Annotated in this window: 8 protein-coding genes; 2 read left to right on the top strand and 6 right to left on the bottom strand. The window is 64.5% G+C overall.

Features of this window, described 5'->3' with window-relative positions; genetic code table 11:
* Positions 1–117: 117 nt before the first annotated feature.
* Entirely contained in the window at positions 118–690 is a 573-nt protein-coding gene (locus AB0N05_RS20960; RefSeq protein WP_364696421.1) for a DUF4190 domain-containing protein, read from the bottom strand.
* A 71-nt stretch (positions 691–761) separates the two neighbouring features.
* Between AB0N05_RS20960 and AB0N05_RS20955 the strand changes: the two genes are divergently transcribed.
* The gene (locus tag AB0N05_RS20955; protein ID WP_364696580.1) at positions 762–1,523 is read left to right on the top strand and encodes a queuosine precursor transporter; all 762 of its coding nucleotides are present in this window, start codon (positions 762–764) and stop codon (positions 1,521–1,523) included.
* A gap of 35 nt (positions 1,524–1,558) precedes the next feature.
* On the opposite strand, the gene tgt is transcribed toward AB0N05_RS20955, so the two are convergent.
* The 5 genes from tgt to AB0N05_RS20930 form a co-directional block, all read right to left on the bottom strand.
* Entirely contained in the window at positions 1,559–2,806 is a 1,248-nt protein-coding gene (gene tgt / locus AB0N05_RS20950) for a tRNA guanosine(34) transglycosylase Tgt (RefSeq protein WP_364696418.1), read from the bottom strand.
* 85 nt (positions 2,807–2,891) lie between these two features.
* Positions 2,892–4,868 (bottom strand): ABC transporter ATP-binding protein, encoded by a 1,977-nt coding sequence (locus tag AB0N05_RS20945; RefSeq protein ID WP_364696415.1) that lies wholly within the window; start codon positions 4,866–4,868, stop codon positions 2,892–2,894.
* Positions 4,865–6,598: an ABC transporter ATP-binding protein gene (locus AB0N05_RS20940; RefSeq protein ID WP_364696411.1), complete on the bottom strand. Its 1,734-nt coding sequence runs from the start codon at positions 6,596–6,598 to the stop codon at positions 4,865–4,867. Before AB0N05_RS20940 ends, AB0N05_RS20945 begins: the two co-directional genes overlap by 4 nt.
* Positions 6,599–6,671: 73 nt before the next feature.
* Positions 6,672–7,202 (bottom strand): Rrf2 family transcriptional regulator, encoded by a 531-nt coding sequence (locus AB0N05_RS20935; RefSeq protein WP_364696408.1) that lies wholly within the window; start codon positions 7,200–7,202, stop codon positions 6,672–6,674.
* Between the two features lie 49 nt (positions 7,203–7,251).
* Positions 7,252–7,839: a TetR/AcrR family transcriptional regulator gene (locus AB0N05_RS20930; RefSeq protein WP_364696405.1), complete on the bottom strand. Its 588-nt coding sequence runs from the start codon at positions 7,837–7,839 to the stop codon at positions 7,252–7,254.
* Positions 7,840–8,039: 200 nt separating this feature from the next.
* On the opposite strand from AB0N05_RS20930, the gene AB0N05_RS20925 reads away from it, so the two are divergent.
* Entirely contained in the window at positions 8,040–10,352 is a 2,313-nt protein-coding gene (locus tag AB0N05_RS20925; protein WP_364696402.1) for an MMPL family transporter, read from the top strand.
* Positions 10,353–10,358 lie beyond the last annotated feature (6 nt).

The following is a 10,358-nucleotide window of genomic DNA, read 5'->3' as shown; positions in this document are numbered from 1 at the left end:
GGGCGCCACCCCCTAAAACACGGCCCACCCCTATTCCCCGCAAACACCCCCCGCAAAAAAAACCCGGGGGGGGTGCCCCCCCCCCCTCCGCCCCCCCCGCCGTCGTTCGTGGCTCGCCTAGCGGCTCGGCGAGCTGGCGATGCCGACGAAGAAGAGCGCCAGGCACACCACGCCGATGGCCAGCCCGGCCGCACCGACCCAGATCCCGCCCAGCGCCAGCCCGCGCCCCTGCTGCCCGGAGGTCTTGATCTGATTCACCGCCACCACACCGAGAATCAGGCCCACGAGCGAACCGACCGGCAGGAACAGGCAGAAGAACAGCATGGGCAACCCGGCGATCGACACGATCAGCGAGCCGATCGCCATGCCATTGGTGCCCAGCGGAGGCTGCTGATACCCGTAGGGCTGATAGCCCGGATACCCATACCCCGGTGTCGGCCCCTGCGCGGGCGGATACCCACCGGCGGCCGGAGGCGGATAGGCGGCCGCCGGATTCGCCTGCGGCGGCGTGTAATTCGGATATTGCTGCTGCGGCGGCGGAGTCATCTCCGGCTGTGAATAATTCGGTGCGGAGGAATAGCCGGCCGGCGGGGGCGTCGGCTGCTGCGGCACCGAGGGCGAAGCCTCAGGCGACACGCCCTCACCGCCGTACTGCTTCCACCACTCGTCGGACCCGCCGGGATTCGTCATTCGCTCAGCCTAGGCCACCCCACCAGCCCATAACCATCCGTCGCGGCAGGGATACTTGCCGCGTGAGCGATATGAAAACGGTCGATTCAGACCGATCTGGACACCCCGCGCCCAAGCATGCGGCATTCGCACAGGCGGCGGGGGGCTACTACACACCGGTCGTGGCACTGTTCACGGCGACACTGATCATCTCGAATATCTGCGCCACCAAGGGCGTCCAATTCTTCAGCGGCAGCGAGCTGAAACTGGGGCCGATCGAGATCCTCCCGATCACCACCGACGGCGCCTGGTTCCTGTTCCCGCTGGCCTACATCATCGGCGACGTGCTGAGCGAGGTGTACGGCTTCAAGGCCGCGCGACGCGCCATCTACATGGGCTTCGGCATTCTGCTGCTCATGACCGGCTGCTTCGCCATCGCCATCGGGCTGCCCGCGGCCACGTTCTACGACAACCAGGAAGCCTTCCACACCGTGCTCGGCTCCACGCCGCAGCTGGTCGCGGCGGGTCTCTGCGGCTATTTCGTCGGCGAGATGCTGAATTCCGCCGCCCTGGTGGCGATCAAGGAACGCACCAAGGAGAAGCACCTGTGGGCGCGGCTGATCGGGTCGACCGTGGTCGGCGAGTTCGGCGACACGCTCATCTTCTGCTCCATCGCGGCGACCGCCATCGGCATCGACTCGTGGGGACAGTTCATCAACTACGTGATCGTCGGCTTCGTCTGGAAGACCATGGCCGAGGTCATCGTGCTGCCCATCACCTATCGGGTGATCGCCTTCCTGAAGAAGCACGAACCCAGTTACGCGCCTTTGGAAGTGCCCGCGATCGAGAGCTGAGTCACTCGGTTCGAAAGCAGCAGCCGCGGTCGCGTCTACAGGCCAGGCGCCTTGACGCGACCGCGCCACTGGCCCAGGAATTCGGTCTTGTAATCGCCGAAATACCCGCCGTCGATGCTCTCCCGAATGCGATCCACCAGGCGCACCGTGAAGCGCTCATTGTGGATGGTGCACAGGGTGGAGGCCAGCATCTCCTTCGCCTTGAACAGGTGATGCAGGTACGCGCGGGTGTAATGCGCGCAGGTGTAGCAGTCGCAGGTGTCGTCGATGGGCGTGAAATCGCGCTTGAAGCGCGCGGTATTGATATTGAATCGGCCCTCGTCGACATAGATGGCCGCATTGCGCGCCACGCGTGAGGGATTCACGCAGTCGAAGGTGTCCGCGCCGTTCTCCACCGCGGTGAAGACATCCTCGGGCTCGCTGATGCCGAGCATATGCCGCGGCTTGTGCTCGGGCAGCTCGTCACAGCACCAGCCGACAATGGTGCCGAGATTGTGCTTCTCCAGCGCGCCGCCGATGCCGTAACCGTCGAATTCCGTTCCGGCGGTACCGCGTAGGGCTTCCAGATCGCGACATGCCTTGCGGCGCAGGTCTTCATACTGCGCGCCCTGAATGACGCCGAACAATGCCTGATACGGGCGGTGTGAACGCGCATCGGTCAAGCGCTCGTGCTCGTCGAGGCAGCGCTGCGCCCAACGACGCGTGCGTTCCAGCGATTCCTCTTGGTAGCCACGGGTATTCATGAGCGTGGTCAGCTCGTCGAAGGCGAACATGATGTCCGCGCCCAGCTGATGCTGGATGCCCATGGACACCTCGGGGGTGAAGCGGTGCTTCGAGCCGTCCAGGTGTGAGCGGAAGGTGACGCCGTCATCGTCGACGTGTGCGAGGCGTTCCTTGCCCTTGGCGATCACATCGTCGTTCTGCACGCCGACGGACTCCATGGCCAGGACCTTCTTGAAGCCCACGCCCAGTGACATGACCTGGAAGCCGCCGCTGTCGGTGAAGGTCGGGCCGGGCCAGTTCATGAACTTGGACAGGCCGCCGCCCTCGTCCACGACATCGGACCCGGGCTGTAGATACAGGTGATAGGCATTGGCCAGCAGCGCCTGTGAGCCGAGTTCCTTCATGGTCTCCGGCAGGACCGCCTTGACCGTGGCCTTGGTACCGACCGGGATGAACGCCGGGGTGGCGATATCGCCGTGCGGCGTGCTGATCAGGCCGGATCGGCCATGCTGACCATCCAGCCGGGTACCGACCTTGAAAGCGAACTCGGAAGCAGACACCCGTCCATCCTCGCAGCCGGGACCAGATCACAAAGGTCCGGCCCACACCGTGAGGTGCGGGCCGGACAATTCGTGCGTGGTGCCGTTAGTTCTTGCCGAGCGAGACGGTCTCGTCCTCGTCGAACTCGATCCCTTCGCCCTCACCGTCGGTGATGGCGGCGGCGAACTGCGCGTTGTAGAGGCGGAAGTACGGGCCGCGGGCGGCGAGCAGGCGTTCGTGGGTGCCCTGCTCGACGATCTTGCCCTTCTCCATCACCACGATCGTGTCGGCATCGCGAATCGTCGAAAGCCGGTGCGCGATCACGAAACTCGTGCGATCCCGGCGCAGCGCGGCCATGGCGTGCTGCACCAGCAGTTCGGTGCGGGTGTCGACCGAACTGGTGGCCTCGTCGAGGATGAGGATGGACGGCCGCGACAGGAACGCGCGCGCGATCGTGATGAGCTGCTTCTCACCGGCGCTGACGCCGGAGCCCTCCTCATCGATGACCGTGTCGTAGCCGTGCGGCAGCGCGTGCACGAAGCGATCCACGAACGCGGCGCGGGCCGCCTCGAGGATCTCCTCCTCGGTGGCATCGGTCCGGCCGTAGGCGATGTTCTCGCGAATCGTGCCGCCGAACAGCCAGGTGTCCTGCAACACCATGCCCATGCGCGAACGTAGATGATCGCGGGTGATGCGGGTGATGTCGACGCCGTCGATGGTGATGGCGCCGGAATCCACCTCGTAGAACCGCATGAGCAGATTCACCAGCGTGGTCTTGCCCGCGCCGGTCGGGCCGACGATCGCCACCACATGCCCGGGCTCGGCGACCAGCGACAACTCGTCGATGATCGGGGTCTCCGGCTCGTAGCGGAAGGACACCTTCTCGAAGGCGACCCGGCCGCGATCCACCGGCCGCGAATCCTCGACCTCGGGATCGGCCACCTGCTCCTCGGCATCGAGGATCTCGAAGATCCGTTCCGCCGATGCCACGCCCGACTGCAGCATGTTGATCATGGAGCCGATCTGGGTGAGCGGCTGCGTGAATCCGCGTGAGTACTGGATGAACGCCTGCACCTCACCCAGCGACAACTGACCCGACGCCACCCGCAGGCCGCCGACCACGGCGATCAGCACATAGTTCAGGTTTCCGAGGAACATGATGGCGGGCATGATCAGCCCGGAGATGAACTGCGACTTGAACGAGGCCTCATACAGCTTGTCGTTGGTCTCGTCGAACTTCTCGCCGACCTCGCGGACCCGGCCGAACGCACTGACCACCTCGTGGCCGGTGAAGGCCTCTTCGATCTGGGCGTTCGCATCGCCGGTGAGCTTCCACTGGGCCACGAAGTGCGGCTTGGAGCGCTTCGCGATCTGCGCGGTCACCACGACCGCCAGCGGCACGGTGAGCAGCGCGATCAGGGCCAGCACCCACGAAATCCAGAACATCATGCCGAGGATGCCGATGACCGACAGCACCGAGACGATCATCTGACTCATGGTCTGTTGCAGGGATTGCGCCATATTGTCGACGTCATTGGTGACGCGGGAGAGCACGTCACCGCGCGGCATGGAGTCGAAGTAGCTCAGCGGCAGGCGATGCAGCTTGTCCTCGATCTCGCCGCGCATCCGCCTGACCAGACGGTTCAGGACGATATTGAGCAGATACGCCTGGAACCAGCCGAATACCGACGAACCGACGTAGACGGCGAGCACCCAAGCCAGCACGTGGCCGACCGCTGTGAAGTCCACGCCCACACCGGGAATCACGTTCATGCTGGCGAGCATGTCGGCGAAGTTGCTGTCCTTCTGGCGGAGCGCCTCGACCGCCTGCTCCTTGGTGGTGCCGGGCCCGAAGGTCTCACCCAGCTGCTTGCCGACCACGCCGTCGAAGATGAGGTTGGTGGCATTACCAAGGATGTGCGGGCCCAGGGTATTGAGCACCACCGACGCCGTAGCCAGCGCGAAAACGATGGAGATATAGAACTTTTCGGGTGCCAGTCGGCGCAGCAGGCGCTTCATCGACGGGCCGAAGTACTTGGCTTTCGCGTCGGGCGCGCCGGGATTCACGGCTCCGGGCCTCATCGGACCTCCTCCGCGCTGAACTGCGACTCCACGATCTCCTTGTATTCGGGACAATCCCGCATGAGTTGTTCGTGGGTACCGATTCCCGCCATCGCGCCGTCCTCCAGCACCACGATCTGATCGGCATCGCGGATGGTCGAAATACGTTGTGCGACAGTGATGACCGCCGCATTGCCGGTCACCGGCTTCAGGGCGTCCCGCACCCGCACGTCGGTGGCGACGTCCAGGGCGGAGAAGCAGTCGTCGAACAAGTAGATGCGGGGCTTTCGGACGAGCGCGCGGGCAATCGCCAGGCGCTGCCGCTGACCGCCCGACACCGTCGTACCGCCTTGTGCGACAGGGGTTTCCAGCTGCCGCCCCATCTCGCGGACGAAGTCGGCGGCCTGCGCGATTTCCAGGGCCTCCCAGAGCTCCTCGTCCGTGGCGTCCGGATTGCCGTAGCGCAGGTTGGAGGCGACGGTTCCGGAGAACAGGTAGCCCTTCTGCGGAACCAAGCCGATGTTATTGCGCAGCGCCTCCAGTTCGATGTGCCGCACATCGGTGCCGCCCACATAGACCGCGCCGTCGGTGACATCGATGAGCCGGGGGATCAGATTGATCAGCGTGGTCTTGCCCGCGCCCGTCGCACCCACGATGGCGGTGGTGGTGCCCGGCTCGACCCGGAACCGAATCGCCCGCAGCACAGCCTTTTCCGCACCAGGGAACTTGAATTCGGCGAAGGCGAAATCCACCGAACCCGCGTCGGACTTGAAGTCCTGAGGCAGGCGCGGCGGCTGCACCGAGGAGTCGGTGTCCAGCACATCGCCGATGCGCTCAGCGGAGACCGCGGCGCGCGGGGCCAGTATGGCCAGGAAGGAGGCCATCATGACCGCCGTCAGGATCTGCATGATGTAGGACAGCATGGCGGTGAGCGAGCCGATCTGCATGGTCCCGTTGTCGACGGCATGGCCGCCGAACCAGATCACGCCCACCGCGGTCAGATTGGAGATCAGCATGACCAGCGGGAACATCATCGCCATATAGCGGCCGACGAACAGCGACTGCTCGGTCAGCTCCGAATTGGCGACGCCGAAACGCCAGGTCTCCTGCCGTTCGCGCACGAACGCGCGCACCACCCGGATACCGGTGATCTGTTCGCGCAGAACACGATTCACCCCGTCGAGCTTGGTTTGCATGCGCCGGAAGCCCGGCACCATGCGGGTGATGATGTAGGCCATCGACAGGCCCAGCGCCGGCACCGCGATGAGCAGCAGCCAGGACAGGCCGAGATTCTCGCGCAGCGCCATGATGATGCCGCCGACACACATGATCGGGGCCATCACCAGGATGGTCGCGCTCATCAGCATCAGCATCTGCACCTGCTGCACGTCATTGGTATTGCGGGTGATCAGCGACGGTGCGCCGAATACGCCGACCTCGCGGGCGGAGAAGGTGCCGACCCGGTGCAGCAGCGCGGCACGCATATCGCGGCCCGCGCTCATGGCGGCCTGCGCGCCCAGATAGACGGAAGAACCTTGGGCGATGACCTGGACGCCGGTGACCGCGAGCATCAGCAGGCCGGTGCTCCAGATGTAGCCGATATCGCCCTTCGTGACGCCGTCATCGATGATGTCGGCATTCAGACTCGGCAGGTAGAGCATCGCGATGACCGAGATCAGCTGAAGCACGACCACGCCCACCAGCTGGGTGCGGTAGGGCGCCAGGAAGGTGCGGAGTAGTCGAATCAACATGATGCCTCGCAGGCTACCGCCTACCTGTGACGCACGGCGTGATGATTTTCAGTTATAAGAACACCGTCAGATGTCAGGGCTGATCTAGATCGTCCCACTCGGTGCTGGCGATTTCCTCATCCCGCGCACCCGGGCGCTCGACCGGGCGAGGCTTGCGATTCCAGGCGTGCGGGTCGTGCAGGAGCTCGTCCAGGAAGGGCGGGAGCAGGTCATTGGCGATATCGGCGACCGTGACGCGTTCCAGGACCGCGCGGATGTTCACGCGCAGGCCGATCCACACGCGCTGCAGGGGTTCGGCCGCTCCGGAGTAGGTGACGTCCTCCGGCCGCTGGCCGCGCACCGAGGCGAGCGGGCCCTCCACGGCGCGGATGACATCGGCGATGCTGATGTCTGCGGCGGGGCGGGCCAGGCGGTAACCGCCGTCGGGGCCGCGTCGGCTGGTCACCAATTTGCCGCGGCGCAGATCCGCGACGACGGATTCGAGCACCTTCGGCGGAATGTCCTGCGCGGCGACGATCGCATCGGCCTTCACCGAATTCGATTGCGCCTTGGCGATTTCGACGAGCGTGCGCACCGCGTAGTCGACCTTCGCGGTGATGTGCACGGGGGGCTCCTGATCTTGTCTGCGAATTCGGTATTCGGAAAAACGAACTTTAGCGGGCGGGCTCGAGCACGCTCAGTGCCGCGTCCAGCAGTACGCGCTCGATGAGTTCCTCGCTGGCGTCGGGGACGCTCTCCTTCGACATGAGCGCCGCACCGAGCACTTGCATGGCGGCGGCGGCGCGCAGGGTCGTCTCCTCGTCCGCGCCGGGACCGGCCAGCCACTGGCACATGCGGCGGTGCATTTCCATCATGTCCGGGTAGCGATTGCCGAGGGCGTTGACGATGGCGACGGTGTCGCGCATGCACAAGACGCCAATTGTGCGGTGGCTGAGCATCGAATGCACATGTTCTGTCAGTACTTCGCGCACCGATTGCGGGGAATGCGGGATTTCGTCGAGCTTCTCGACGAGTGCGCGGTGATCATCGAACATCGGCTCGATGATGGCTATGAGCAGATCCACTTTCGAGGCGTAGTGATAGTAGAGGGACGCTTTTGTGATTCCGACCGCATCTGCGACCTCGCGGAGGCTGCTCTGTTCGAAACCTTTGGTGGAGAAAAGCTGTACGGCGGCATCACGAATCGCGTCCTTGGTGCTTCTACCTGCGACAACAGTTCCTGATCCAGCTCGGGCAGCCATTGCCTCATCCTCTCACCCTCAATCGTCGTGCGAGCAACGCCGCTAGAGTCGAGGTTGTTCCTCCGCTTACGGCTGGATAGAGTCTACCTACCGCACGGTAGGCAGAAAATTCGTGAAGGCGGGGAGCGTTCTCAGAACTCCCGCGGCAGTGCTGTCTACGCGCTCACACCCTGACAGAAACCACCGCCAGGAGAACCGTCGTGTCCGTATATCTCTACCGGTGGGGCAAATTCGCCTTCCGCCGGAAATGGATCGTCCTACCCGCGTGGCTGGTCTTGTTCCTCATCCTCGGCGGCCTGGGCGCACAGCTCAAGCAGCCCATGAGCAATGACTTCAGCATGCCCGAGCTGCCCTCCGCCCGCGCCAATGACATCCTCGACAAGCATTTCCCGGGCGCTTCCAGCGCGTTCAAGTTCGAGGCCGTCACCGGCACCTATGTGATCAAAGCGCCCGAGGGGCAGAAGCTCACCGCCCCGGCCAATCGCGCCGCGGTCGACGCGCTGATCACCAAGATCAATGACCTCGGCATCGTCGCCAAGAACGCCGACAAGCCGCTGACCAACCCGGTCACCACCGCGGAGAAGATGGGCTGCCTCGGCGCCGATCGCGATGTCTCCGCTTGCACCGCCGCGCCTTTGAACGTGCTGGGCAAGACCGACACGGACGCGGTCGCGCTGCTGAGCGTGCCGTTCACCATCGCGAAGTTCAACGACATCAAGGCCGACGATCGCAAAGCCGCGTACGACGTGGCGAATGATGCCCGCAATGCCGGGCTGACCGTCGAGCTGAGCGGTTCTATCGCCATGGAGCAGTCGCAGCCGAGCGGTAAGTCCGAGATGATCGGCATGGCTGTGGCCTTGGTCGTCATGATGGTCGCGTTCGGTGCGATCGTCGCGGCCTTCGTGCCGATCGTGACCGCCATCATCGGCCTGGGCGCGGCCACTTCGGTGATCTTCCTGGGTACCTCGGTGATCGAGGTACCGAGCTTCACCACCTTCCTCGCGTCCATGATCGGCATCGCGCTGTCCATCGACTACGCGCTGTTCATCGTGTCTCGGTACAAACATGAACTGGCAGTACAGGATTCGCCCGAGGAAGCCGCGGGTGTCGCGCTCGGCACCGCCGGTTCCGCCGTGGTGTTCGCCGGTCTGACCGTGATCATCGCGCTGGGTGGGCTGTCCATCGTCGGCGTCGAGTTCATGACGTTCATGGGTCTGGGTGGCGCGATCGCTGCCGTCTTCGCCGTGCTCACCGCCATTACTTTGATGCCCGCGATCATGGGTGCGTTCGGGCGCTTCCTGTTCAAGCCGAAGCTGCCGCTGGTCGCCCAGTACGACCCGGAAGACGAGAAGTCGGTTACCAATGGCACCCGCTTCGCCCGTGTCATCGGCAAGTGGCCCGCGGTGACGCTGGGACTCAGCGTGGTCGTGCTCGGTCTGCTCGCCGCCCCCGCCGCCGGGCTCAACCTGGGCCTGCCCGGTGACGACAGCCTGCCCAAGACCTCCACGGTCCGTAAGGCTTACGAGCTGCGCACCGAAGGCTTCGGTGAGGGCAGCAATGGCACGCTGATGGTCGTCGCCGACCTGGCCAATGTCCCGGCGAATCAGCGCGAGGCCGCGGCCAATGAGCTGCGCACCACGCTGGAGCACTACGACGGCATGCTGTACGTGACCGCGCCGGAGTTCAGCCAGGACAAGATGGGCGCGATGCTCAGCGCCGTGCCCAAGTCGGGTCCGAACAATCAGGCCACCAAGGATCTGGTGAGTGCCGCTCGCGATGCCGAAGGAAAGCTGAAGTCCACATACGGCATGGAATACGGCATCACCGGCACCACCGCCATCTACGCGGACGTGGACCATGTACTGCTCAGCAAGATCGTCCCGTATCTGGCGATCGTGGCAGGTGCGGCCTTCGTCCTGCTGATCCTGGTGTTCCGCTCGATCCTGGTCCCGCTCACCGCGGCGCTCGGCTTCCTGCTGTCCATCGCGGCCACGTTCGGCGCGACGGTGCTGATCTTCCAGCAGGGCAAGCTGGGCTTGATCGAAGACCCGCACCCATTGGTCAGCTTCCTGCCGATCATGTTGATCGGCTTGGTATTCGGTCTGGCCATGGACTACCAGGTCTTCCTGGTGACCCGCATGCGCGAGGAATTCGTGAACGGCAAGTCGCCGAAGGAAGCGATGATCGAGGGCTACCACCACGGTGCCCGCGTCGTAGCCTCCGCCGCGATCATCATGATCTCGGTCTTCGGCTCCTTCATCCTCGAATCCGACGCCACCGCAAAGTCCTTCGGCTTCGCCCTGGCCGCCGGTGTCCTCCTGGATGCGTTCATCGTCCGCATGATCCTCATCCCGTCCCTGCTCGTCCTCATGGGCAAGTGGGCCTGGTGGATCCCGGCCTGGCTGGACCGCATCCTCCCCGACATCGACGTCGAGGGCACCAAGCTGCGCGAACTCCAGCAGCGCGGGCGCGAAACCGTCGTCATGGAAAAGGAACCGGCCCCGGTCGGCTGATTCCAG

Source organism: Nocardia sp. NPDC051030 (assembly GCF_040683015.1).
Taxonomy (GTDB): domain Bacteria; phylum Actinomycetota; class Actinomycetes; order Mycobacteriales; family Mycobacteriaceae; genus Nocardia.
The sequence above is the reverse complement of the archived record's forward strand: the minus strand, read 5'-3'. Positions and strand labels throughout refer to the sequence as shown.

Bases quoted from the DNA above. Each gene is read 5' to 3' on its own strand.
- AB0N05_RS20960 (WP_364696421.1), bottom strand. From the start codon at position 690: ATGACGAATCCCGGCGGGTCCGACGAGTGGTGGAAGCAGTACGGCGGT.
- AB0N05_RS20955 (WP_364696580.1), top strand. From the start codon at position 762: ATGAAAACGGTCGATTCAGACCGATCTGGACACCCCGCGCCCAAGCAT.
- AB0N05_RS20945 (WP_364696415.1), bottom strand. From the start codon at position 4,868: ATGAGGCCCGGAGCCGTGAATCCCGGCGCGCCCGACGCGAAAGCCAAG.
- AB0N05_RS20940 (WP_364696411.1), bottom strand. From the start codon at position 6,598: ATGTTGATTCGACTACTCCGCACCTTCCTGGCGCCCTACCGCACCCAG.
- AB0N05_RS20930 (WP_364696405.1), bottom strand. From the start codon at position 7,839: ATGGCTGCCCGAGCTGGATCAGGAACTGTTGTCGCAGGTAGAAGCACC.